Origin of the sequence: Roseovarius sp. BRH_c41, from assembly GCF_000961715.1 — a bacterium.
GTDB lineage: Bacteria > Pseudomonadota > Alphaproteobacteria > Rhodobacterales > Rhodobacteraceae > Roseovarius.
Genome location: NZ_LADY01000040.1, coordinates 30,336 through 52,984, shown reverse-complemented (window position 1 = coordinate 52,984; position 22,649 = coordinate 30,336). Strand labels below are relative to the sequence as shown.

The window sequence follows — 22,649 nt, the reverse complement described above, 5'->3', positions numbered from 1 at the left end:
ATGGCTGGCCATGCATCGGGTGCCATTGCGCGCACCGGACAAAATCCTTTTCTGCGCGCGGTTGCGGCGCTCTCTACACTGGCGGGGTGGATCTCGGCCACGATGATCGTCGCCTCCGTGTTCATCACCTGTCAGATGATCTGGGTCCGGTTCGTGATGAACGGAACGACCATCTGGCAGACCGAAGCGGTGATCTATCTGATGATCGCGGCCACACTGCTGGGACTGTCCTATGTGCAGCGGTTGCGCGGGCATGTGAATGTGGACCTGATCCCGCTTGCGGTGCCACGGCGCGCACGCAAGGGGTTGGCGGTGGTGACGCTCACGCTCTCGATCGTGATTGTCGCGGTCATGCTCTGGTATGGCTATGAATTCTGGCACGTCGCCTGGGCGCGCGGATGGACCTCGGACACGGTCTGGGCGATTGATCTGTGGATTCCCTATCTCGCGTTGCCCGTCGGGCTTGGCCTGTTTCTGCTGCAGTTGATCGCCGATCTGGTCGCGCTGCTGCTTAATATCGACTCGCCCTTTGGGCTGGAGGACGTCTGATGGATCCGCTCGTACTTGGTCTGATTGTCGCGATAGCGACCATCGTGGTGCTGTTTTCCGGTGTATCGGTGGCGCTGGGTCTGTTGATTGTTTCAGGCGGGTTCCTGATCGTGTTCGACGGCATGCGGTCGCTGGAGTTGCTGCCGGAAATCTTCTTTGGCAAGCTCAACAACTTTGCGCTCTTGTCGATCCCGATGTTCATCATCATGGGTGCCTCTATCGCGTCGACGCGGGCGGGCGCCGATTTATACGAGGCGCTGGAGCGGTGGCTGACGCGGGTTCCCGGCGGTCTCGTGATCTCGAACCTTGGGGCTTGTGCGCTCTTTTCGGCGATGTCGGGATCAAGCCCCGCCACCTGTGCCGCCATCGGCAAGATGGGTATCCCGGAGATGCGCAAGCGGGGCTATCCCGATGCGGTGGCCGCCGGGTCGATTGCGGCGGGCGGCACCTTGGGCATTCTCATCCCGCCCTCGGTCACGATGATCGTTTACGGCATCGCCACGGAAACCTCGATTGGGCGGCTGTTTCTGGCCGGGGTCATTCCGGGCCTTATGCTGGTCATGCTCTTTATGATTTGGTCGCTCTATTCGACATGGCGGTCGGGGGATATGAACCTCCTGACCGGGCGCAGCTATACCTGGCGCGAGCGGTTCGAGATTCTGCCGCGGGTGTTGCCCTTTCTCTTTATCATCCTTGGCGTGCTCTATGCCATGTATGGCGGCATTGCCACGCCGTCCGAGACGGCGGCGGTGGGGGCGCTTTTGTGTCTGTTGATCGCGATGATCATCTATAGTCTCTGGTCGCCGCGCGCGCTCTGGGTGGTGCTGCGCGACAGCACGCGGGAGAGTGTGATGATCCTCTTCATCATCGCGGCGGCCGGGGTGTTTTCCTATATGCTCTCATCGCTCTTTATCACCCAGTCCATTGCCGAATGGATCGGCACCTTGGAGGTCAACCGCTGGGTGTTGATGGGCGCGGTCAATGTGTTCCTGCTGATTGCGGGGTTCTTTTTGCCGCCGGTGGCTGTGATCCTGATGGCGGCACCCATTCTGTTGCCGATCATCACGACTGCGGGATTCGATCCGATCTGGTTTGCGGTTATTCTGACAATCAACATGGAAATCGGTCTGATTTCGCCGCCTGTGGGTCTGAACCTCTATGTGATCAATTCCATCGCGCCGGATATCAAGCTCAAGACCATCCTCTACGGCTCTTTGCCCTATGTGGGCTGCATGGTGCTGGCGATCGTGCTTTTGTGTCTCTTTCCGGGGCTGGCGACTTGGTTGCCTGATGCGGTGATGGGGGCGGCACGATGAGCGTTCTGGCGGATTTGCTGGCGACAGTCTTTGAGCGGCGCTATCGCGGCGCTTCGGAGCCGGACCAGAAGAACCGGAGCATCGAGGATCTGTGTCGGGATCTGATGGGCAGTTCCAGTGAGGTGTCGGGGATGGCGCTGGCGCGGCTGATCCTGGATCGCTATGCCGGGATGGCGGAGGCCGAAAAACTGGGGTTCTTTCGGTTTCTGACCGAGGGGATGGGCGTCGATCCCGAGAGTGTGCGCACGGCGCTGGACGCGTTCGAGGCTGGGCCGGATCGGGACAGCTATCGTGTCTTCATGGACACGGCAGAGCCGCCACGGCAGGAACTGGCGCGGCGGCTGAATCAGGTGCCGGGGGCGACGGCGCAACTGGTGGCGATGCGCGCAGACCTCTTGCGTCTGGCGCGGGACAACCCGGCGCTGGCTGTGCTTGACCTTGATCTCAAGCATCTGTTCGCGTCTTGGTTCAATCGCGGGTTTCTGGTGTTGCGTCCGATCAACTGGTCCTCGCCCGCCGATGTGCTGGAAAAGATCATCGCTTATGAGGCGGTGCATGCGATTGACAGCTGGGACGACCTGCGACTGCGGCTGGCCCCGAAGGATCGGCGCTGTTTCGGGTTCTTTCACCCGGCGATGCCCGACGAGCCGCTGATTTTCGTCGAAGTGGCGCTGAGTCGGGGGATTCCGGGGGCGATCCATGACGTTTTGTCCGAAGAGCGTGAGGTGATTGGCGCACATGAGGCGGATACGGCGGTTTTCTATTCGATTTCCAATTGTCAGGCGGGGCTGGCGGGGATTTCCTTTGGCAATTCGCTGATCAAGCAGGTGGTGGCGGATCTGTCGCAGGAATTGCCGGGGCTCAAGACCTTTGTCACGCTGTCGCCCATTCCGGGGCTGACGCGCTGGCTCAAGGAGAGTGGCGGGGCGCTGCCCAAGAAGGCAGAAGCGCTTCGGGCGGTCACGGCGCACTATTTGCTCAAGGCCAAGCGGGGCGATGGTGGTCCCTATGATCCGGTGGCGCGGTTCCATCTTGGCAACGGGGCCTCGGTGCATGCCATTCACGCCGGTGCGGACCTGTCGCCCAATGGGAAAACGCAATCGGGCGGGGTGATGGTGAATTACCTTTACGACCGGGCACAGATTTCGCAGAACCACGAGCGATTTGCCGGGGCGGGCGTGATTGCCGCCTCTGCCGAGGTGACAGCACTGGCCGCCGCCGCTGCGAAAAAGACAGAGTGAAGGACAAGAGCCATGGCCAATCCCCTCTACGATAATCTGTTCGGTCGTCATGCCGGGCAAACCGCGCCGTTCCTGCATTTGGCGGAGGGTGCGGTGGTCAGCTATGATGCGTTTTTGCGTCTGACGGCGCGCATTGCGCATGCGTTGCGCGGTGCCGGACTGGCACCCGGCGACCGTCTGGCGGCGCAGGTCGAGAAATCGCCGGAGGCGCTCGCGGTTTATGCGGCCTGTGTGCAGGCGGGCATTGTGTTTTTGCCGCTGAACACCGGCTATACCGGCGATGAGTTGGGCTATTTCGTGGGCGATAGCGGGGCTAAGGTTCTGTTGTGTGACGGGGCCAAGATGGGCGCGTTGCAGGCGGTGGCGGATCAGGCCGGGGCCATTCTGATGACCCTCAATGCCGATGGCACGGGCACGCTGGTCGATGCGGCCAAGGGGCAGCCCGAGACATTCGAGACCGCTGCGCGCGAGCCGGATGATCTGGCGGCGTTTCTCTATACGTCTGGCACAACGGGGCGCTCCAAGGGGGCGATGTTGACGCAGCGCAATCTGCTGTCCAATGCCGAGGTTTTGGTGGAGTATTGGCGGTTCACACGGGACGATGTGCTGTTGCACGCGCTGCCGATCTTTCACACCCATGGCCTGTTTGTTGCGACCAACATCGTTCTCTTGGCGGGTGGGTCGATGATATTCCTGTCGAAGTTCGAACAGGATCGCGTCATTGAATTGCTGCCACGGGCAACCTCTATGATGGGGGTGCCAACGTTCTACACCCGTCTTTTGGACGATCCGCGGTTTACCCGCGATCTGGTGGCGCATATGCGGCTCTTTACCTCTGGGTCGGCCCCTCTGTTGGCGGAAACCCATGTGGCGTTTGAAGAGCGCACGGGGCACCGGATTCTGGAACGCTATGGCATGACCGAAACCAATATGAACACCTCAAACCCTTATGAGGGCGCGCGGCGGGCGGGCACGGTTGGTTTTCCTCTGCCGGGCGTTGAGTTGAAGATCACCGATCCGCAGACGGGTGCAGAGGTGCCACAGGGCGAGATTGGTCTCATCGAGGTGCGGGGGCCGAATGTGTTTGCGGGCTATTGGAACATGCCCGAGAAGACCGCCGAGGAATTGCGCGCCAACGGGTTCTTCATCACCGGCGATCTGGGGATGATCGACGATCAGGGCTATGTGCAGATCGTGGGCCGCAACAAGGATCTGATCATTTCGGGCGGCTATAACATTTATCCCAAGGAGATTGAGTTGTTGCTGGATGAGCAGCCCGGCGTTTTGGAAAGTGCTGTGGTGGGCGTGCCGCATCCCGATTTCGGCGAGACTGTGGTGGGGTTCCTTGTGCCACAAAAGGGGGCTGTGCTGGACCTTGATGGGATTGCCGGGGTAGCGGTCAAAAGCCTTGCGCGGTTCAAGCATCCGCGCAAGTTGATCGTGCTGGAAGAGTTGCCGCGCAATACCATGGGCAAGGTGCAAAAGAACATCCTGCGCGCTGAGTATTCGGGATTGTTCGCCTCGGCGTGACTGTCGCGGATCAGGGGGGAAAAAGGCCCGGCTGCCGATGGCGCCGGGCCTTTTCATGACCGCTTGTCGGCCTGTGCGACCAAAGTATGATGCATATCAAATATTTGAAATAGTTACATAATTATTCATTACATGTGCGAGTTTCCGCGAGGCGGCGCGTGGTCGGGTAAAAATGTCTTACAAACCTATCGGTTTTGTTAGGATACCCGCATGGGGCGATCCCGCCACCGCCGAGACCTTGACGGAGACCGCGCATGTTTCGTTTAGCCTTGCTCGTTCTTGCGGGCCTTGTGGCCCTCGCACAGCCTTCGCTTGCGCAAGAGGTCAAGGCGGTTGTGCTGCGGGTGGATTACCCCGCGCTTTTGCCGGTGTCGCGGCTGGATTTAAGGCCGGATGATCTGGGCTTTGCCGGCGGGCAATTGGCGACCGAGGACAATCAGACCACGGGCCGGTTCATGGGCCAGACCTATGTGACGCAAGAGGTCGCCGCGACGCCCGAGACTGCCTTGGCCGAGTTTGAGCGGTTGCAGGGCGAGGGGCTGCGGTTTTTTGCGGTGCAGGCGCGGGCCGAGGACTTGCTGGCGATGTCGCAGGCGGCGGCCCCCGATACGCTGATCCTGAACACCTTGGCACCCGATACGGCGCTGCGCAGTGCCGAATGCCGGGCCAATATCCTGCATATCGCTCCGTCGCGGCAAATGCTGAGCGATGCTTTGGCGCAGTTTTTGATCTGGAAGAAATGGCCGCGCTGGGCGCTCATTCATGGCTCGCATCCCGAGGATATAGCGCTGGCTGACGCCTATCGCGCCTCTGCCGCGAAATTCGGGACAAGGATTGTTGATGAAAGGGCATTCACCGACACTGGCGGCGCGCGGCGCACGGATACGGGGCATGTGCAGGTGCAGCGGCAATTGCCGGTTTTTACCCAAGATATGAAAGAGCATGATGTCGTCATTGCCGCCGATGAAACCGACGTCTTTGCCACCTATCTGCCGTTTCACACCTGGCGGCCCTCGCTCATCGCTGGATCGGCGGGGCTGCGGCCGCTGACGTGGCATCCGGCATTGGAGGCGTGGGGCGCAACGCAATTTCAGAATCGGTTCGAGGAATTGACCCGCCGCTATATGCGCCCCGAGGATTACACCGTCTGGCTTGCGCTGCGGGTGCTGGGCGAGGCGGTGACGCGCACCAAGAGCGCCGATCCTGCCGAAATCCGCGCCTATGCGCTGAGCGAGAATTTCGAGCTGGCGGCGTTCAAGGGGCAAAAGCTGACCTTTCGGGCGTGGAATGGCCAGATGCGCCAGCCGATTTTGTTGGCGGACGGGCGGATCATGCTGAGCGTCTCGCCGCAGGAGGGGTTCCTGCATCAACGCTCGCTTTTGGATACGCTGGGGCTGGATCAGCCCGAGAGCGCCTGCACTGCCTTTGACCCATAGGAGATTACCCGATGACCCGCTTAGCCCTTGCGACCGCCTTTGTGGCCTTGATGACCAGCCCGGCGCTGGCCGGAAAGGTGTTTGTCAGCAATGAACGCGGCAATACGATCACCGTTGTGGATAGCGAGACATGGGAGGTGATCACAGAATTCGCCGCAGGCAACCGCCCGCGCGGCATCACCGCAAGCCCGGATGGCAAGCATCTCTATGTCTGCGCTTCGGATGATAATGTGGTGCGGGTGTTCGACACGGCGACCTATCAGGAATTGCACACGCTGCCCTCGGGGCCGGACCCGGAATTGTTCGTGCTGCACCCGTCGGGCAATCCGCTCTTTATCGCCAATGAGGATGACAATCTGGTCACGGTGACGGATGTGAACACGCATACAATTCTGGCCGAAGTACCGGTGGGCGTGGAGCCGGAGGGCATGGGGATCTCGCCGGATGGCAAATATGTGGTCAACACCTCGGAGACCACCAACATGGCGCATTTCATCGACACGACGACGTTTGAAATCGTGCAGAATACGCTGGTCGATCAGCGCCCGCGCTTTGCGCAATATACGGCGGATGGCAAATATCTGTTTGTGAGCGCCGAGATTGGCGGCACGGTCAGCGTGATCAACCCGGATGGCGGCGAGATCGTCCACAAGGTGACGTTCGAGGTGCCGGGCATCGCGCCGGAACTGTTGCAGCCGGTGGGGGTGCGCGTCACCTCGGATGGCAAGAAAATCTTTGTCGCGCTGGGGCCGTCGAACCGGGTGGCTCTGGTGAATGGCGAGAGTTTTGAGGTCGAGAAATACCTGTTGGTGGGACAGCGCGTCTGGCAACTGGCCTTTGATGCAGAGGAGAAATACCTCTACACCACCAACGGCAATTCCAACGATATTTCGATCATTGATGTCGGGGCCGAAGAGGTCGTGAAATCGGTGCAGGTGGGGCAACAGCCCTGGGGCGTCGTGGTCGTATCTGATTGATCCAACAGGGAAGAGGGAAAATGATGAAACATATACTGACCGCCGTTGCCTTTGCGATGCTGGCAGCCCCCGCTCATGCCGCACCACTCTGCGATGATCTGGGCTTTGCCGGGCTCTTGGCGAAATGCAACCGGGGGGATGAGATTGAGGTTACGCTGGCCTCTGGCAAGCCGTTGGGCGAGGGGCCGATCACGCTGCAATCGGGTGCATATTACGAGATGGAGATCACCGCGGATGGCAGTGCGGAATTGGCGCTGACGGGGCCGGAATTCTTTCGGGCGATCTGGATGGATGAGATCGTGATCAACGATATCGAAATCCGCCCGATGGCGATCGACAGTCTGGAGTTTGACGATGCGGGCACGGCGGAATTTTCCTTTATCGCGATCAAACCGGGGCGGTATAACCTCTTGATCCCCGGCACGAGCGGCGACAGTCAGCGGCTTGAGTTCATCATTCAATAAGGTCGCGCCCCGGTCTATGCTTTCGGGATGACAAGGCAGGAACGCGGCATGACGGGGCTAAGGATCGAGGGGCTGGGATTTTCCTACGGGGCAAAGCGCGCCTTGGACGATGTGAGCTTTGAGGTCGGGCAGGGCGCGTTCTGTGCCCTGCTTGGCCCCAATGGGGCGGGAAAATCGACGCTTTTCGCGCTGTTGACGCGGCTTTTCACGACGCGCGAGGGGCGGATCAGGGTTGCGGGCTATGATATTGCCACCAATCCCCGGCAAGCGCTGGCGCGGATCGGGGTGGTGTTTCAACAACAGACGCTGGATCTGGACCTGAGCGTGCGGCGCAATCTGCGCTATTTCGCGGCGCTGCATGGGCTGGCGGGGCGCGCGGCTGAGATGCGAATCGAGGCGGCGCTGGAGCGGATGGCAATGGGTGAGCGCGCGGATGAATTGGCGCGTGATCTGAATGGCGGGCACCGCAGGCGCACCGAGATTGCCCGCGCGCTGGTGCATCAACCGGCGGTTCTGCTCTTGGATGAGCCGACGGTGGGGCTGGATGCCGAGGCGCGGCGGGCGATTACCGCCCATGTGCATGATCTATGTGCCAGTGACGGGCTAACCGCGCTCTGGGCCACGCATCTGACGGATGAGGTCTGGCCCGAGGATCGGTTGGTGATCCTGCACCGGGGTCGCGTGCTGGCCGATGGCACTACCCGCGAGATTGCCGGGCAGGAGGGGCTGACCGAGCGGTTTCTGAGCCTGACTGGGGCACCCGCGTGAGGCCTCTCTTGATCGCGCTGGCGGCGATTGTGACACGCGAGGCGCTGCGCTTTGCGCGGCAGCGCTCGCGGTTTGTTTCGGCCTTGGTGCGGCCCCTCGTCTGGCTGGTGGTCTTTGCCGCCGGGTTTCGGGCGGCGCTGGGCCTGTCGATCATCCCGCCCTATCAGACATATATCACCTATGAGACCTATATCGTGCCGGGGCTGTGTGGGATGATCCTGTTGTTCAACGGCATGCAATCGTCGCTCAGTCTGGTCTATGACCGGGAAATGGGGTCGATGCGGCTCTTGCTGACCAGCCCTTTGCCGCGTTGGTGGCTCTTGTTTGCCAAGATCCTTGCCGGGACTGCCGTGTCGGTGCTGCAATGCTATGCGTTTCTGGGCATTGCGGCGGCGATGGGGATCAAGATGCCGGTGATGGGCTATCTCTATGTTCTGCCCGCGCTGATTCTTGGGGGTGTGATGCTGGGGGCTTTGGGCGTGGCGCTGTCGTCCTTTATCAGCCAGATGGAGAATTTCGCCGGCGTGATGAACTTCGTGATCTTTCCCACGTTTTTCATGTCTACCGCGCTCTATCCGCTGTGGCGGATGGCGGAAAGTTCGATGCTTTTGCGCGACATTTGCGCGGTCAACCCGTTCAGCCATGCGGTCGAGTTGATCCGCTTTGCGCTCTATGGGCAATTCAACGGCATGGCGCTCTTGTGGACGGCGCTGGCAAGTCTGGTCTTTCTTGGTCTGGCGCTCTGGGGCTATGATCCGGGGCGCGGGTTGATGCGGCGGCGGGGCTGAGGATCTCAGACCTTGGTGTGAGTAGGCCCGCGCGTAGGCCTTTGGTAGGATGGCGGCATGACACCCAAAACGGCGCATATTCCCGGCACCCGTCCCGCACCCGCGGGGCCGGGACGTTTCAGCACGGCGCTGATTGTGGATGATCATCCGCTGTTTTGCGATGCGCTGTCGATGACCCTCAAGTCCGTCGCGGGAATCGCGCGGATCGACACCGCCGAGAGCCTCGATCAGGCGCTGGCGATGGTGGCCGAGAATGGCCCGCCAGATATCATCGTGCTCGATCTCAACCTGCCGGATGTGACCGGGCTTGACGGTTTGGCACGGCTCAAGTCGGTGGTGGGTGAGACGCCGATCGTGGTCGTGTCCTCGATGTCCGAGAGCCGGATGGTCTGTTCCGTGATCCATGCCGGGGCGGCGGGGTTTGTCCCAAAGCACAGCCAGCGTCCGGTGTTTCGTGCCGCGTTCGAGGCGATAGCGGCGGGTGAGATATTCCTGCCTGAAGGTGTGGTCTTGACCAAGACGCCCGAACATCCGGTCAATGACCGTGACGAGGCGGTGGAGCGGTTGGCGCATCTGACCCGGCAGCAGGCGCGCATCCTGCAACTGATCTGCGAGGGTCGGTTGAACAAGCAGATCGCCTATGAATTGTCGATCGCCGAGACCACGGTCAAGACTCATGTCACCGCCATCATGCGCAAACTGGGGGTTCAGACCCGCACGCAGGCGGTGTTGATCGCACAGATGGCCAGCTTCTCTAACGTCTTGCGCGAGACGGAGTAAGCGGACTAACCTTTCCATGGGTTCGGAGGAGCCCTACGGGAGGAATGATGGACAGCAGCCTGATTGAGCCGGGCACGCTGTGCGACGGGTCCATTGTCGCACGCGCCGAGGTTCCGCATGACGCAGAGGATGCCATAGGCACGCTGCGCCGCGCCATGGGAGATGTGCGTCTGGCGCTGGTGCTTTTTTTTGTCAGCCCGCAGGCGGATTTCGAGGGTCTTATGGCGGAGGCCGCGCGTGTCTTTGGCGATAGCCGCTGTGTGGGCTGTACGACAGCAGGCGAGATCGGGATGGCGGGCTATGCCGAGGGCAGCATCGTCGCTGTGGGGTTTGCCGCGGATCATTTTCACGCAGTGTTGCAGGTCGTCACCCCGCTGTCGAACCTGGATAGCACCGCCTGTGTGTCACAGACGGTGCGGGCGCGAGCGTGGTTGAGCACGCAGGCGGGTGACGCGCTCCCGAATGAATTTGCGTTTCTTGCCGTTGACGGATTGTCGCTCAAGGAGGACGAACTTGTTGCCGCCTTGGCGGCTGGGTTGGGTCCGATGCCGCTCTTTGGTGGATCGGCAGCAGATGGCGAGCGGTTCGCGCAGACGCTGATTTCCTGCGATGGCGTGACGCTGCAGAATGCCGCTGTGGTTTGCCTGATGCGCACCGACTGTCCGGTGCGGGTTTTTCGGCTCGACCATTTCCAGCCTACGGATCGCCGCATGGTGGTGACGGATGCAGACCCGGCGCGCCGAATCGTTCACCAGATCAACGCGGAAGTGGCTGCCGAGGAATATGCCCGCATCCTCGGCTGCCGAATCGATGAGCTGACGCCCTCGACCTTTGCGGAAAACCCGGTGGTGGTGCGGATCGGCGGCCAGCATCACGTGCGCGCCATTCAGCGGGCTGAGGCCAATGGCGATTTGCAGTTCTTTTCTGCGATTGACGAGGGGCTGGTTCTGACGCTTGCACAGTCGCAGGATATGGTGGCGCATCTGGACCGGGAGTTGGCTGCGCTCGGGCAGGAGACACAGCCGCTGACGGTGCTGGCCTGCGATTGCATCCTGCGTCGGACCGAGGTGCAGCAGCGCCAGATCGGCCCCGAGATTTCGCGTATTCTGGCGGCGCATCGCGTGGTGGGATTTTCGACCTATGGCGAGCAGATCAACGGGTTGCATGTCAATCAGACCATGACCGGGGTGGCGATTTATCCCCCTATCGGGCGCTAGCCCATGTCCGAAGCACTGATCGACAGGTCTGATCCTCTGGAGCGGCAAAACGGCAAGCTGCTCAAGATCATTGAAGTGCTCATGCGCCGGGTCGAGCAGGTGACGGACGACGGGGGCGTCGCCTATGCGCATTTCGAGCGGGCGGTGATTCTGGAAGATCAGATCAGCGAACGCACCCGCGATCTGGAACATGCGCTGGACCTGCTCAACGACTCAAATGCCCAACTGGCGCAGGCGATCCGACAGGCCGAGCGGGCGCGCTCGGATCTCGCCAATGCCATCGAGACGATTCAGGAGGGATTCGCGCTGTTTGACAGCGATGGGCGGCTGGTGCTGCATAACAGCCGCTTTGGCATGTATATGCCCGATCTGGTGGTCGAGTTGCGTCCCGGTCTGGAGTTTGCCGATTACGTGCGCCACGCGAGCCAGAGCCGGTTTCTGGAACTGCCGGACATGCAGAGTCGCGGCGATTGGACGGCGCGGCGGATGCAGTTGCATCAGGAAAAGCATGTGATGTTCAACCTCAACCTGACCGGCGATTGCTGGGTTCAGGTCAGTGAACATCGCACCCGCGACGGGCAGACGGTGATCCTGCAAACCGATATCACCGATATCATCCGGCTGGAGCGGCGCGAGCGTGGCAAGCTCCTGGACGATCAGGCGCAGTTGATCCGGGCGACGTTGGAACACATTGATCAGGGCGTTTGCATCTTTGACCGCGGCGGTCAGTTGCTTGGCTGGAATCAGAACGCGGGCAGCATGTTGTCGATCCCGCTGTCCCGGTTTCGGGTGGGGATCGAATTCGATGTGATTCTGCGGCGGATCGGCAGCGATTTCGAGATCGAAGGCGGTTTGACGGCGCGTGACATTGCGGCGTGGGTGGCGGCGCAGGATCGGCGCGCGCCATTGCGGTTCTACATGCGCAGTGGCGAGCACAAGACGCTGGATGTCTTTGCCCGGCAGATGCCCGACCGGGGCTTTGTGATCAGCTTTTCGGATGTGACGGCGGAGCGCGCAGCGGCGCGGGCGCTTGCGCATGCCAATGAGCGGCTGGAACAGCGGGTACGCGATCGCACGCTGGAGCTGGAGGACGCGTTGGCCAAGGCCGAGCGGGCCAATGCCTCGAAATCGCGGTTCGTCGCGGCGGCGAGCCATGATTTGCGCCAGCCGCTGTCAGCGGCGCGGCTCTACCTTGCGTCGCTGCATGAGGAATTGGCCAGCGACGATCACCGCGTGTTGATGGACAAGGCGCAGCGGGCGCTGACCAGTGTCGAGGATATCATCGACGCGCTGCTTGATATTTCCCGGCTCGAATCCGGGCATGTCGAGGTGGATGTGACCCATGTTCCGCTGCGCAGGATCATGGACCAACTCAACGACGAGTTCGCTCCGATTGCTGCGCTCAAGGGGTTGGACCTGCGCTATGTGCCGTGTGACGCTCTGGTCGAGAGCGACGCAAGCTATCTGCGCCGCATTCTGCAGAACCTGATCGCCAATGCGATCCGCTATACCCCGTCGGGAAAGGTTCTGGTCGGCGCGCGGCGTCAGGGGCGCAATCTGCGGCTTGAGGTGCGCGATACAGGGCCGGGGATTGCGCTTGCGGATCAGGACCGGATTTTCCAGGAGTTTCACAGGCTGGATGCGCATGTGAGCGCTGCCGAGGGGATGGGTCTTGGTCTGGCTATCGTGGACCGGGCCTGTGCGCTCTTGGGGCATCCGCTGGAGTTGCGGTCTGATCTGGGCTGTGGCGCTTGTTTCAGTGTGACCGTGCCTTTGGTTTATTCCTTTTGGTCAGGTCAGGACGCGCGCAGTCTCAATCCGCATGGCGGAGCGCGGGCATCGCTGGAAGGGCGCATTGTTCTATTGATCGAGAATGACCCTGATTTGCGGCAGGCGATGACCTTGCTCTTGCGCAGTTGGGGGGCGGATGTCGTGGACGCGGCCAATCTGCCCGAAGCCTTGACGCAACTGGCCGATCTTGGGCTGAGCCCGGATGCGATGCTGGTGGATTACGAGTTGGATGGCGGCGTGCGGGGGCCGGATGTCGTGGCGCAGATCATTGCGCGGCACGGCTCGATTCCGGCGCGGATCATCACCGGGCATCTGAGCGCCGATGTGCGCGTGCATTGCCAAGCGAGCGACCTTACCGTGCTGTCCAAGCCGATTGATCCGACGCAGCTTGAGGCGTTTCTGATGGCGTTCGAGCGGTAGAGGCAGTGCAGCCCGACAAGGGAAAGGACCGCCCGGAGGCGGCCCTTTGAGACGCGTCGGACAGGCGATCAGAGCGTGAGGCTGGGGATGATCTGTTTTTTGCGGCTCATGATGCCGGGCAAGACCACCGCGTCACCTGTGACGGTCGCACCAAAGCTCTTTTCCGCCAAGGTTTTCACCAGATCGTTGGGGACGAGCAAGGTGGCTTCTTCTTTGAGGATGTCGACCACAAACAAGAGCACCTGATCAACGCCGTCCTCGGTGGCGACGGTTTTCATGCTGTTCATCAGGCTTGCCGTGCGGTCGAGCACGATGGCGGGCGACGTGGTTTCCAGAACCGAGACACGGAATTTGGTGCCTGCGACCTCGTATTCCTTGGAATCCATGCGCAGCAACTCTGCGTCGGAAAAGGCCGAGACATCTGATTTGGCTGCGAACATTTCGGCCGCGTAGTCGGGAATGGAGATCCCGAGATCGGCTGCGAGCTTTTCGGCTACGGCGCGGTCATGCGGGGTGGTTGTCGGCGAGCGGAATTCAAGCGTATCACTGAGGATGCAGGTCAGCGCCGTGGCTTTGGCCCAGTCGGGCATTTTGGCTGCGTCATCGCCCATCAGGTCGAGCATGATCGTTGCGGTGCAGGCCAGCGGCCGCACGGTGATGTCGATCGGGCCTTTGGTTTCCAGACCGCCGACCAGTTTGTGATGGTCGATGATCGCCTGAATATCGGCATTGTTCACATTGGCGGGCAGTTCCGCCGGGTTGTTGGTATCGACAATCACGCAGGCCTGACCGGCGTCGACGTCGGAAATGATGCGCGGCTTGGGCAAGTCCCATTTGCTCAAGAGAAAGGCAGCCTCGGTATTGGGTTCGCCCAAGAGCACGGCTTCGGCCGCAGTGCCCTGTACCTCGTTGAGATACCACGCCCAGAGGATGGGCGATCCGGTGGAGTCGGTGTCGGGGGATTTGTGGCCGAAAACGAGGGTGGTCATGCGGGGATTCCTGTGGTTAAGACGGGTTTGCGCGCCTTATAGGGGGCCGCGCAGACTTTGTCACCCGGTCGATGCTGCGCTGCGGCATAAAATCCCAAGGATGCTGGTGGCCAAAGGCATGATTTTATCCATCAAAGCTGTTGACTCCCTCGGGCGCACTCCCTAGCTATGCGACGTTAGCACTCGAACCCCATGAGTGCTAATGATCCCCGTAGAGGGATCACTAGGGAGTAACTTTGAGCCAAGGAGCCTCAGAGATGGCATTTAAACCGCTGCATGACCGCGTGCTTGTCCGCCGCGTTGAAAGCGAAGCTAAAACCGCGGGCGGGTTGATCATTCCCGACAGCGCCAAAGAAAAACCGAGCCAAGGCGAAGTTGTTTCCTGCGGCGATGGCGCACGCAAGGACAATGGTGAGCTTATCGCAATGGCCGTAAAGGCCGGCGACACCATTTTGTTCGGCAAATGGTCGGGCACAGAAGTCACGGTTGATGGCGAAGAGCTATTGATCATGAAGGAAAGCGACATTCTGGGCGTGATCGCGTAAGGGTATTCCCCCTCACGCTGATCTGACCGGAACTCAAACACGGGAGCACCTTATAATGGCTGCAAAAGACGTACGCTTTAATACAGACGCCCGCAATCGCATGCTCAAGGGCGTGAACATCCTGGCCGACGCGGTCAAGGTGACACTGGGGCCCAAGGGCCGCAATGTGGTTCTGGACAAATCCTTTGGCTCTCCGCGCATCACCAAAGACGGTGTATCGGTTGCCAAGGAAATCGAGCTGGAAGACAAGTTCGAGAACATGGGCGCGCAGATGGTGAAAGAAGTCGCCAGCCGCACCAATGATGAGGCCGGCGACGGCACCACCACCGCGACGGTTCTGGCGCAAGCCATCGTCAAGGAAGGTATGAAGGCGGTTGCCGCCGGCATGAACCCGATGGATCTCAAGCGCGGCATCGACCAGGCAACGAGCAAGGTTGTAGAGGCCATCAAGGCCGCATCGCGCCCCGTGAACGATAGCGCCGAAGTTGCGCAGGTCGGCACGATCTCTGCCAATGGCGAGTCCGAAATCGGTCGTCAGATCGCAGAAGCGATGCAGAAGGTCGGCAACGAAGGTGTCATCACCGTCGAAGAGAACAAGGGCCTCGAGACCGAGACCGATGTGGTCGAAGGCATGCAGTTCGACCGTGGCTATCTCAGCCCCTACTTCGTGACCAATAGCGACAAGATGATTGCCGATCTGGATGATTGTCTCATCCTGCTGCACGAGAAGAAACTGTCGAGCCTTCAGCCGATGGTGCCGCTGCTCGAGCAGGTGATCCAGAGCCAGAAGCCGCTCTTGATCATTGCCGAGGACGTCGAAGGCGAAGCGCTGGCGACTCTCGTGGTCAACAAGCTGCGTGGCGGTCTCAAGATTGCTGCTGTCAAGGCCCCCGGCTTTGGCGATCGTCGCAAGGCGATGCTGCAGGATATCGCAATTTTGACCGGCGGTCAGGTGATCTCTGAAGATCTGGGCATGAAGCTCGAGAATGTCGGTATGGACATGCTTGGCTCTGCCAAGAAAATCTCGATCACCAAGGATGCGACCACCATCGTTGATGGTGCAGGCGAGAAGGCCGAGATCGAAGCACGGGTCAGCCAGATCCGTCAGCAGATCGAGGACACCACGTCTGATTACGATCGCGAAAAGCTGCAAGAGCGCGTGGCCAAACTGGCCGGTGGTGTTGCCGTGATCCGCGTCGGCGGCATGACCGAAACGGAAGTGAAAGAGCGCAAGGACCGCGTCGATGACGCGCTCAATGCAACGCGCGCAGCCGTGCAAGAAGGCATCGTTGTCGGCGGTGGCGTGGCTCTGGTTCAGGCTGCCAAGAAACTGGCTGGGCTTGAGGGTGAAAACAGCGACCAGAACGCCGGGATCGCCATCGTGCGTCGCGCGCTGGAAGCGCCGCTGCGTCAGATCGCCGAGAATGCTGGTGTTGACGGATCTGTTGTCGCGGGCAAAATCCGTGAGAGCGAAGATCCCAAGTTCGGCTACAACGCCCAGACCGACGAATATGGCGACATGTTCAAGTTTGGCGTCATCGACCCGGCCAAGGTTGTCCGCACCGCGCTTGAGGATGCCTCCTCGATCGCTGGCCTGCTGATCACCACCGAAGCGATGGTGGCCGACAAGCCGCAGAAGGAAAGCTCTGGCGGCGGTATGCCCGACATGGGCGGCATGGGCGGCATGATGTAAGCCACTCTTGGCAACATGCTAACGGATCGGGGCTGCCTTCGGGCGGCCCCTTTTCTTTGGACGGTGGCATGGCATCAAAGATGTGACCCAAACACCGAAAATTCCCCATTCCACAGATCGAAATCCGCGATACTCTACGCCTGTTAAACAAGTTCAGCAGGTGGTTTCCAATGCAAAAGCAACTGGCCGAGTTCATCGGCACTTTCACTCTTGTTCTCTTTGGCTGTGGGGCGGCGGTGCTTGCCGGGGGCGATATCGGCCTTGCGGGCATCAGCTTTGCCTTCGGCTTTGCGCTGATTGGCATGGCCTATGGCATCGGTCCGGTGTCGGGCTGCCATATCAACCCTGCTGTCTCCTTGGGGGCGGTGGCGGCGGGCCGTATGTCTCTGTCCGAGGCGGCGGGCTATATCTTGGCGCAGATCCTCGGCGCTTTGGCAGGCGCGGGCATTTTGATGCTGATCGCCAGCGGCAAGGCGGATTACAGCGTCGCACAGAACGGGCTGGGCCAGAATGGTTGGGGTCCGGGCTATCTGGGCGAATACGCCATGACCGCGGCCTTCATTTTCGAGGTGGTGGCGAGCTTTCTCTTCATTGTTGTGATCCTTGGTGCCACCGGCAAAGGCGCGCCGGCCCATCTGGCGGGGCTGGCCATCGGCATTGCCCTTGTGGTGATCCATCTCGTTGGCATCAACGTGACGGGTGTTTCGGTCAATCCGGCGCGCTCGATCGGGCCTGCGGTATTCGTAGGCGGCACGGCGCTGGCGCAACTGTGGCTCTTTATCGTGGCCCCGGTGATTGGCACCGTGGCGGCAGGGCTGCTGTTTCGCAGCGGCCAGTTGGATGCGCAAAGCTGAGCCACCGGTATCTGGGGTCGCCCAAGGGCGGCCCCATCCCGGCACCGGCATGATCCGGCGGCAAGGTCGGAATTTGAGTATTTGCAGAACGATGAAGGCGGGCGCTTTCACGATCATCTGACTATACCCCGCGCGCGAGAGCGGGTAGCAAAGGGCCATGCGCCTCTTTCTCTTGACCGCCCTCACCCTGATCGCCTTTGCCGCCAATTCGGTGCTGAACCGAATGGCCTTGGCAGGGGGAAGCATAGATGCGGTCAGTTTTGGGGTTATTCGCCTTGTCTCAGGCGCGGTGATGTTGGGTGTCTTGTGTCTGGTGTTGCGTGGTCGGGTGCAGCTTTTGGGGCCGGGGCGTGTGGTTGGGGTGCTATCGCTTCTTGTCTATCTTTATGGGTTTTCCTTGGCCTACCGGGCGCTTGATGCCGGTCTGGGGGCACTGATCCTGTTTGGCGTGGTGCAGATCACCATGTTTGCAGGCGGTCTGCTCGCGCGCGAGGCGATGCCGGTCCGCCGCTGGATCGGGGCCGGGCTGGCCTTTGGCGGGCTTGCGTGGCTGCTCTGGCCCGGAGCGGGACCGCAGGTGAGCGTCTTCCATGGCCTCTTGATGGCGGCTGCGGGCGTCGGTTGGGGTGTCTATTCGTTGAGCGGAAGACGGTCGGGCGACGCGTTGATGGCCACAGCGGCGAATTTCATCTGGGCTGCCCCCGTGGGCCTATTGGTCGGCTGGTTGGTGCCCAAGGGCGCGGAAGGGATCGTGATCGGGGCTCAGGGCGTTGTGCTCGCGGTGCTGTCGGGGGCGGTGACATCCGGTCTGGGCTATGCGCTCTGGTATAGTCTCTTGCCACGGCTGGCCGCCTCGGTTGCGGCGGTGGCGCAGCTGACCGTGCCGGTCATCGCCATGGCCGGTGGAATGCTCTTTCTGGGCGAGGCGCTGAGCGCGGAATTCGTGCTGGCAAGCGCGTTGGTGCTGGGCGGCGTCGCGGTGTCGGTGATCCCAAGGCGTGCTCAGGGGCCGACGATTTCCTCGAGTGGATCGTAACCCATCCCGCGTTGAAAGGCGACGCGCGCCAGACTGTCGGGCTTGACCCGCAAGTCCCCCATGTCAGTCTCTGTCACCCAACGCCTGCGGCTGACGATGTGTTCGGGATCGTGCCAGTCGTCCGAGAGCGTGCCTGCAACCACCGTGCAGCGAAAGAACACCTCGACCTGATGAAAGCCGGTGCTGGGCGCATGAAACTCGTTGATCAGGCAGGGGGTGCCGACGCGGATTGTGAGGCCGGTTTCTTCGTGAACCTCGCGCATCAGGTTGTCGGGCAGCGAGGTGCCCGCTTCGACCCCACCGCCCGGCGCGCACCAGAGCGTGCTGGCGGCATCGGCATAGGCATTGACCAGCAACAGGCGCCCCTGATCCACAATCACGGCGCGGGCGGCGAGGCGAGGCGAGGGCATGGGCGGACCTGACATATGGGGCGTTGCGGTCTGAGGGTATGCGGCACGAGGCCGGCTGAAAAGGGGTTGTGTTTGGACCCGGCCTTGGTCCAGCTTGCGCGCAACACATGGAAAGGATCCGGCATGGCAAAGAACACGCGCAATGGGGGGCAATTGTTGGTGGAGTGCCTGTTGGCGCTTGGGGCGCGGCACAGTTTCGGCGTGCCTGGAGAGAGCTATCTTGCAGTATTGGATGCGTTGCATGACACCGCCGGGCGGCTCGATTTTACGCTCTGCCGACAGGAGGGCGGTGCTGCCTATATGGCGGCGGCCTATGGCAAGCTGACGGGCCGTCCCGGCATCGCTTGGGTCACGCGAGGGCCGGGGGCGACCAATGCCTCGATCGGGGTGCATACCGCGATGCAGGACAGCGCGCCGATGATCCTCTTTGTCGGCCAGGTGGGCACCGATATGAAGGGGCGCGAGGCGTTTCAGGAGCTGGATTACCGCGCCGTTTTTGGCACGATGGTGAAATGGGCGGTCGAAATTGATCAGGTGGGCCGCATCCCCGAAATCGTGGCGCGGGCGTGGAAAACCGCCGTGACGGGCCGCCCCGGCCCCGTGGTGGTGGCGCTGCCCGAGGATATGCTGACCGATGTGACCGAGGTGCTGCCGCTCTCTGGGCCGGGGACGTATCCAGAACCGGAACCGGGCGCAGAGGCCATGGCGCGGGCGCGCGAAATGCTGGCCGGGGCCCAGCGACCACTCATCCTCTACGGCGGCTGCAACTGGACAGAGGCCGGTCGCGCAGATTTGGGAGAGTTTGCGGTGGGGTCCGACATCCCGGTCGTCTCGGTCTTTCGCTATCAGGATCAGTTCGACAATCACGCGCCGGTGTTTTGCGGCGAGGCCGGTGTGGGCATGGTGCCCAATGTGCGCCGCCTCTTGGCTGAGGCGGATGTGATTCTGGCGATCAACAATCGGTTTGGTGAAAACTCCACGGATGGTTACACGGTCTTTGACCTACCAGAACCCAAGCAGCGCCTCATCCATGTGCATGGCTCTGATCTGGAACTGGGCAAGGTCTATCAGCCGCAACTGGGCATTCAGGCGGGGCCGAATGGCTTTGTGCGTGCGCTGAACGCGGGCGGGCCGGTCGCGGGTGATTGGGCCGCTTGGCGGGCAGAGGCGCGCGCAGGCTATGAGGCGGGGTTTGATTTGCCGGACCTGCCTTCGCCTGTCGATATGGGCAAGGTGACAGCCCATCTGCGCGAGGTGCTGCCCGCGGATGCGATCATCACCAACGGTGCGGGAAATTTCGCGATCTGGTCGGGGCGGTTCCTGAAATACGGGCCTCAAATGCGCCTTCTGGCCCCGCAATCGGGAGCCATGGGCTATGGCGTCCCGGCGGCGATTGCCGCCAAAGTCATGTATCCGGAGCGGCGCGTGGTCTGTTTCGCGGGCGACGGTGATTTCCAGATGACCTGTCAGGAATTGGCTACAGCCGCGCAGGCGGGCGCACAGCCGGTGATTTTGATCCTCAACAATGGCATCTACGGCACCATCCGCGCCCATCAAGAGCGGACCTATCCCGAACGCGTCTCGGGCACCGATATGGTCAACCCGGATTTCGCGGCCCTGGCGCGCGCCTATGGATTTCACGGTGAACGGGTGGAGCGGACCGAGGAGTTCGCGGACGCCTTTGCGCGCGCCTGCGCCTCGCCCACCGGTGCTGTGCTTGATCTCGTGATCTCGCCCGAGGCGCTGACCCCGCGGGTGACGCTGAGCCAGATGCGCGCGGCGGGGCTGCGCAAACGGGACGGCGCGTAGCCCCTGTTCAGCGCGCGCATTTGCGCCTATGGGGGCGACATGAGCAGAGTGACCATCCTTGCGGGCCTAGTCTTGGCCTTCTGGACCACGGCGGCGCGGGCCGATTGCGTGGTGCTCTTGCATGGGCTGGCGCGCTCTGATGCGTCCTTTGTGATCCTGCAAGAGGTGCTTGAGGCGCGCGGCTATGATGTTTTCAGCCCCGATTACCCGTCGACCGAAGAAGAAATCGAGCGGCTTGCGCGTGAGACACTGCCCTTTGCCGTGCGGGTCTGTGGCGCGACGCGGGTGCATTTCGTCACGCATTCCATGGGTGGCATTCTCTTGCGGCTCTGGCTCCAGAAAAATCGCCCCGACCAGATGGGCCGGGTCGTGATGCTGGCCCCGCCCAATCATGGCAGCGAATTGGTGGATGAACTGGGCGGTCTCGAGCTTTTCCGCTGGCTCAACGGTCCTGCGGGGCTGCAACTGGAAACCGGGCCGGGCGGCGTGCCGGAAAACCTGCCGCCGGTGGATTTCGAATTGGGGGTGATCGCGGGCACCCGCTCGCTCAACCCCTATTTTTCCAGCCTGATCGACGGGCCGGACGATGGCAAGGTCTCGGTCGCCTCGACAAGGGTCGAAGGCATGGCCGATCACATCACCCTGCCGGTGACGCATACATTCCTGATGAACAACCCGCTCGTGATCGCGCAGATCGAGGAATTTCTGGAGCATGGGCAATTCGACCATGGCCTGAGTTTGGGCGATGTTCTGTTTGGGCGGCGTGGAGGATGAGCGTGCTGACTGTGACATTGCGCGGGGCGCAGGTGCTGCGGCCTGACGGGCTTGAGGATGGGGATTTGTCCCTCAGCGACGGGCTTGTCACCGATGCGCCTGAGGGCCGAGAGATTGATCTAAGCGGATACATGGTTCTGCCCGGCCTCGTCGATGTGCATGGTGACGGGTTCGAGCGGCATCTGGCCCCCCGGCGCGGTGCGATGAAGGATCTTGCCCAAGGCATGATCGCGACCGAGGCGGAACTGGCCGCCAATGGCATCACCACCGCCGTTCTGGCGCAGTTCTATAGCTGGGAAGGTGGGATGCGCGGTGCGGAGTTTGCGGACCGTGTGTTCGACGCGCTCGGAGAGGTGCGGGGCAGGGTTGACACGGATTTGCTGGCGCAATTGCGGTTCGAGATGTCCTTGCTTGAGGATTATGATGCGGTGCTCGAGATGGTAGCGCGGCATGGCATCGGCTATGTTGTGTTCAACGATCACCTGCCGCATGCGGCATTGGCGGCGGGCAAGCGGCCTCAGGGGTTGACCGGGCAGGCGCTTCGGATTGGGCGCAATCCCGAAAAGCATCTGGAGTTCATTCAGGGATTGCATGACAGAATAACCGAGGTCGGGCCTGCGTTGGAACGGTTGAGTGCTGGGTTGCGCGCGCAGAGTGTGCGGTTGGGGAGCCATGATGACGGGACCGCCGAGGCGCGGCGCGTGGCGCGGGCGCGCGGCATGACGATTGCCGAATTCCCCGAGACAGTGGAAGCCGCCGAAGAGGCGCGCGCGGGTGGCGATAGCGTCATCATGGGCGCCCCCAATCTGGTGCGTGGTGGGTCACACAAGGGCAATGTCAGCGCGGTCGATCTGGTGGCGATGGGCCTCGTGGATGCGCTGGCGTCGGATTATCACTATCCCTCGCTCAAGCGCGCGGCGTTTTTTCTCGCGGATGGCGGGGTTTGTGATCTGGCAACGGCATGGCGGCTTGTCTCTCGCGGTCCGGCAGAGGTGCTTGGGCTGGACGACCGCGGTGTGTTGCAGGCGGGATTGCGGGCTGATCTGGTGGTCATCGAGCCCGAGACACGGCGTGTGATGGCCACGCTTGCGGGCGGGCGTGTGAGCTATATGGCGGGCGAGGTGGCACGGCGCTTTGTCGGGTAAGGGTCCTGGGGCGTTATGGTCATGGTCAACGCGCGCGCTGGATCGTTTCTATGGGGCCGTTGCCCAGGCGCTCTCACCGGCCCACTGTGTAACGCAGCGTTTCGGGGTGACAAGATC

At 61.5% G+C, this 22,649-nt stretch carries 21 protein-coding genes; 19 read left to right on the top strand and 2 right to left on the bottom strand.

The annotated features are described in order from the left end of the window. From VR71_RS12770 to VR71_RS12715, 12 genes are all read left to right on the top strand, one after another. Window positions 1–549, top strand: coding sequence for a TRAP transporter small permease (locus VR71_RS12770; protein ID WP_045684503.1), 549 nt, complete (start codon window positions 1–3; stop codon window positions 547–549). Beyond that, the gene (locus VR71_RS12765; protein ID WP_045684501.1) at window positions 549–1,865 is read left to right on the top strand and encodes a TRAP transporter large permease; all 1,317 of its coding nucleotides are present in this window, start codon (window positions 549–551) and stop codon (window positions 1,863–1,865) included. The genes VR71_RS12770 and VR71_RS12765 overlap by 1 nt, the downstream gene beginning before the upstream one ends. Beyond that, entirely contained in the window at window positions 1,862–3,106 is a 1,245-nt protein-coding gene (locus VR71_RS12760; RefSeq protein ID WP_045684499.1) for a malonyl-CoA decarboxylase, read from the top strand. Before VR71_RS12765 ends, VR71_RS12760 begins: the two co-directional genes overlap by 4 nt. Window positions 3,107–3,118: 12 nt before the next feature. Further along, window positions 3,119–4,636, top strand: a complete 1,518-nt coding sequence (locus VR71_RS12755; RefSeq protein ID WP_045684497.1) for a malonyl-CoA synthase — start codon at window positions 3,119–3,121, stop codon at window positions 4,634–4,636. A 254-nt stretch (window positions 4,637–4,890) separates the two neighbouring features. Continuing rightward, window positions 4,891–6,072: an ABC transporter substrate-binding protein gene (locus tag VR71_RS12750; RefSeq protein ID WP_045684495.1), complete on the top strand. Its 1,182-nt coding sequence runs from the start codon at window positions 4,891–4,893 to the stop codon at window positions 6,070–6,072. Between the two features lie 11 nt (window positions 6,073–6,083). Beyond that, window positions 6,084–7,049: a YVTN family beta-propeller repeat protein gene (locus VR71_RS12745; protein ID WP_045684493.1), complete on the top strand. Its 966-nt coding sequence runs from the start codon at window positions 6,084–6,086 to the stop codon at window positions 7,047–7,049. Between the two features lie 23 nt (window positions 7,050–7,072). After that, a complete protein-coding gene (locus VR71_RS12740; protein ID WP_045684535.1) occupies window positions 7,073–7,513 on the top strand; it encodes a hypothetical protein in 441 nt (146 codons plus the stop codon). Window positions 7,514–7,561: 48 nt separating this feature from the next. Further along, window positions 7,562–8,281 (top strand): ABC transporter ATP-binding protein, encoded by a 720-nt coding sequence (locus tag VR71_RS12735; protein ID WP_045684491.1) that lies wholly within the window; start codon window positions 7,562–7,564, stop codon window positions 8,279–8,281. Then, window positions 8,278–9,069, top strand: coding sequence for an ABC transporter permease (locus VR71_RS12730; protein ID WP_045684490.1), 792 nt, complete (start codon window positions 8,278–8,280; stop codon window positions 9,067–9,069). Before VR71_RS12735 ends, VR71_RS12730 begins: the two co-directional genes overlap by 4 nt. A gap of 57 nt (window positions 9,070–9,126) precedes the next feature. Next, on the top strand, window positions 9,127–9,849 hold the full coding sequence (locus VR71_RS12725) for a response regulator transcription factor (RefSeq protein ID WP_045684489.1): 723 nt from the start codon (window positions 9,127–9,129) through the stop codon (window positions 9,847–9,849). Between the two features lie 47 nt (window positions 9,850–9,896). Continuing rightward, window positions 9,897–11,066: an FIST N-terminal domain-containing protein gene (locus VR71_RS12720; protein ID WP_296430387.1), complete on the top strand. Its 1,170-nt coding sequence runs from the start codon at window positions 9,897–9,899 to the stop codon at window positions 11,064–11,066. 3 nt (window positions 11,067–11,069) lie between these two features. Continuing rightward, entirely contained in the window at window positions 11,070–13,277 is a 2,208-nt protein-coding gene (locus VR71_RS12715; protein ID WP_009817334.1) for a PAS-domain containing protein, read from the top strand. A gap of 68 nt (window positions 13,278–13,345) precedes the next feature. Here the strand turns inward: VR71_RS12715 and VR71_RS12710 are convergent, their stop codons facing one another. Next, on the bottom strand, window positions 13,346–14,266 hold the full coding sequence (locus VR71_RS12710; protein WP_045684486.1) for a manganese-dependent inorganic pyrophosphatase: 921 nt from the start codon (window positions 14,264–14,266) through the stop codon (window positions 13,346–13,348). Window positions 14,267–14,523: 257 nt separating this feature from the next. Here VR71_RS12710 and VR71_RS12705 point away from each other — a divergent pair, with 257 nt between their 5' ends. The 4 genes from VR71_RS12705 to VR71_RS12690 all read left to right on the top strand — a co-directional run bounded on the left by VR71_RS12705 (window position 14,524) and on the right by VR71_RS12690 (window position 18,394). After that, complete coding sequence (locus VR71_RS12705; RefSeq protein WP_009817336.1) at window positions 14,524–14,811, top strand: co-chaperone GroES; 288 nt, start codon at window positions 14,524–14,526, stop codon at window positions 14,809–14,811. A gap of 55 nt (window positions 14,812–14,866) precedes the next feature. Continuing rightward, window positions 14,867–16,504, top strand: a complete 1,638-nt coding sequence (gene groL / locus VR71_RS12700) for a chaperonin GroEL (protein ID WP_040650461.1) — start codon at window positions 14,867–14,869, stop codon at window positions 16,502–16,504. Between the two features lie 170 nt (window positions 16,505–16,674). Further along, window positions 16,675–17,358 (top strand): aquaporin, encoded by a 684-nt coding sequence (locus tag VR71_RS12695; RefSeq protein ID WP_045684483.1) that lies wholly within the window; start codon window positions 16,675–16,677, stop codon window positions 17,356–17,358. 157 nt (window positions 17,359–17,515) lie between these two features. Beyond that, entirely contained in the window at window positions 17,516–18,394 is an 879-nt protein-coding gene (locus VR71_RS12690; RefSeq protein WP_045684482.1) for a DMT family transporter, read from the top strand. Here VR71_RS12690 and VR71_RS12685 read toward each other — a convergent pair. Then, window positions 18,361–18,804 carry an NUDIX domain-containing protein gene (locus VR71_RS12685; RefSeq protein ID WP_045684481.1) on the bottom strand — a complete coding sequence of 148 codons (444 nt, stop codon included), beginning with the start codon at window positions 18,802–18,804 and terminating at the stop codon, window positions 18,361–18,363. The genes VR71_RS12690 and VR71_RS12685 overlap by 34 nt on opposite strands. A gap of 123 nt (window positions 18,805–18,927) precedes the next feature. On the opposite strand from VR71_RS12685, the gene VR71_RS12680 reads away from it, so the two are divergent. The 3 genes from VR71_RS12680 to VR71_RS12670 are packed head-to-tail and all read left to right on the top strand — an operon-like array spanning window position 18,928 to window position 22,532. Beyond that, window positions 18,928–20,613 carry a thiamine pyrophosphate-dependent enzyme gene (locus tag VR71_RS12680; protein ID WP_045684533.1) on the top strand — a complete coding sequence of 562 codons (1,686 nt, stop codon included), beginning with the start codon at window positions 18,928–18,930 and terminating at the stop codon, window positions 20,611–20,613. 39 nt (window positions 20,614–20,652) lie between these two features. Then, on the top strand, window positions 20,653–21,387 hold the full coding sequence (locus VR71_RS12675) for an alpha/beta fold hydrolase (protein ID WP_045684480.1): 735 nt from the start codon (window positions 20,653–20,655) through the stop codon (window positions 21,385–21,387). Continuing rightward, window positions 21,384–22,532, top strand: coding sequence for an alpha-D-ribose 1-methylphosphonate 5-triphosphate diphosphatase (locus tag VR71_RS12670; RefSeq protein WP_045684478.1), 1,149 nt, complete (start codon window positions 21,384–21,386; stop codon window positions 22,530–22,532). Before VR71_RS12675 ends, VR71_RS12670 begins: the two co-directional genes overlap by 4 nt. The last annotated feature ends 117 nt before the right edge of the window (window positions 22,533–22,649 follow it).

Excerpts from the sequence above, each read along its gene's own strand:
- VR71_RS12695 (WP_045684483.1), top strand. The coding sequence starts at position 16,675 with ATGCAAAAGCAACTGGCCGAGTTCATCGGCACTTTCACTCTTGTTCTC.
- VR71_RS12725 (WP_045684489.1), top strand. The coding sequence starts at position 9,127 with ATGACACCCAAAACGGCGCATATTCCCGGCACCCGTCCCGCACCCGCG.
- VR71_RS12720 (WP_296430387.1), top strand. The coding sequence starts at position 9,897 with ATGGACAGCAGCCTGATTGAGCCGGGCACGCTGTGCGACGGGTCCATT.
- VR71_RS12705 (WP_009817336.1), top strand. The coding sequence starts at position 14,524 with ATGGCATTTAAACCGCTGCATGACCGCGTGCTTGTCCGCCGCGTTGAA.
- VR71_RS12770 (WP_045684503.1), top strand. The coding sequence starts at position 1 with ATGGCTGGCCATGCATCGGGTGCCATTGCGCGCACCGGACAAAATCCT.
- VR71_RS12765 (WP_045684501.1), top strand. The coding sequence starts at position 549 with ATGGATCCGCTCGTACTTGGTCTGATTGTCGCGATAGCGACCATCGTG.
- VR71_RS12715 (WP_009817334.1), top strand. The coding sequence starts at position 11,070 with ATGTCCGAAGCACTGATCGACAGGTCTGATCCTCTGGAGCGGCAAAAC.
- VR71_RS12760 (WP_045684499.1), top strand. The coding sequence starts at position 1,862 with ATGAGCGTTCTGGCGGATTTGCTGGCGACAGTCTTTGAGCGGCGCTAT.
- VR71_RS12690 (WP_045684482.1), top strand. The coding sequence starts at position 17,516 with ATGCGCCTCTTTCTCTTGACCGCCCTCACCCTGATCGCCTTTGCCGCC.
- VR71_RS12685 (WP_045684481.1), bottom strand. The coding sequence starts at position 18,804 with ATGCCCTCGCCTCGCCTCGCCGCCCGCGCCGTGATTGTGGATCAGGGG.
- VR71_RS12680 (WP_045684533.1), top strand. The coding sequence starts at position 18,928 with ATGGCAAAGAACACGCGCAATGGGGGGCAATTGTTGGTGGAGTGCCTG.
- VR71_RS12750 (WP_045684495.1), top strand. The coding sequence starts at position 4,891 with ATGTTTCGTTTAGCCTTGCTCGTTCTTGCGGGCCTTGTGGCCCTCGCA.
- groL (WP_040650461.1), top strand. The coding sequence starts at position 14,867 with ATGGCTGCAAAAGACGTACGCTTTAATACAGACGCCCGCAATCGCATG.
- VR71_RS12735 (WP_045684491.1), top strand. The coding sequence starts at position 7,562 with ATGACGGGGCTAAGGATCGAGGGGCTGGGATTTTCCTACGGGGCAAAG.
- VR71_RS12755 (WP_045684497.1), top strand. The coding sequence starts at position 3,119 with ATGGCCAATCCCCTCTACGATAATCTGTTCGGTCGTCATGCCGGGCAA.
- VR71_RS12670 (WP_045684478.1), top strand. The coding sequence starts at position 21,384 with ATGAGCGTGCTGACTGTGACATTGCGCGGGGCGCAGGTGCTGCGGCCT.
- VR71_RS12740 (WP_045684535.1), top strand. The coding sequence starts at position 7,073 with ATGAAACATATACTGACCGCCGTTGCCTTTGCGATGCTGGCAGCCCCC.
- VR71_RS12710 (WP_045684486.1), bottom strand. The coding sequence starts at position 14,266 with ATGACCACCCTCGTTTTCGGCCACAAATCCCCCGACACCGACTCCACC.
- VR71_RS12675 (WP_045684480.1), top strand. The coding sequence starts at position 20,653 with ATGAGCAGAGTGACCATCCTTGCGGGCCTAGTCTTGGCCTTCTGGACC.
- VR71_RS12745 (WP_045684493.1), top strand. The coding sequence starts at position 6,084 with ATGACCCGCTTAGCCCTTGCGACCGCCTTTGTGGCCTTGATGACCAGC.